At 46.3% G+C, this 562-nt stretch carries 2 protein-coding genes; both read left to right on the forward strand.

Annotated features, from left to right (window positions below; genetic code table 11):
- The coding region (locus R7R78_RS28475) for a DUF2523 family protein (RefSeq protein ID WP_318119783.1) at positions 1–158 on the forward strand (158 nt) is incomplete at its 5' end.
- The coding region (locus tag R7R78_RS28480; RefSeq protein WP_318119781.1) for a zonular occludens toxin domain-containing protein at positions 155–562 on the forward strand (408 nt) is incomplete at its 3' end. The genes R7R78_RS28475 and R7R78_RS28480, both read left to right, overlap by 4 nt.

Consider the following 562-nt stretch of genomic DNA (forward strand, 5'->3'; position numbering starts at 1 on the left):
CGCCTGTCGATATGAGTCAGTATATGACTTCAATTCCTCCAACAGTGTCTTGGGTTATGGCTGCGGTTGGTTTGCCTCAGTGTCTTTCTATCATCCTTGCAGCAATCACGGTTCGCTTAATGCTTCAACTCATTCCGTTTACGAGGTTAGGTTCATGATTTATGCAATAGCAGGTAGACCAGGAGGCGGTAAGACTTACGAGGCTGTGGCTTATCACATCATCCCGGCTATCAAGGAAGGGCGTAAAGTTATTACCAACATTACGCTTAATGTTGATTGGTTCGTAAAGATATTCGGTGAGGATGCGCGCGACCTAATAAAGATAGTTGATGGTCGATTGACGGATTTTGGCTCTACAAGTCGGCCTTTTAGTCAGATTGAAGATTACTCCGATGAGTGGCGAAATGAGAAAGGACAGGGGCCTTTGTACATTGTTGATGAGGCTCATATGAGCTTGCCATCTCGTGGGCTTCCGGCTGCGATTCTTGAGTGGTTTTCGATACACCGTCACTATGGTGTCGATATCATCTTGCTGACCCAGAACATACGCAAGGTGCATCGT

The sequence above is a fragment of the Vibrio sp. 2134-1 genome, assembly GCF_033339495.1.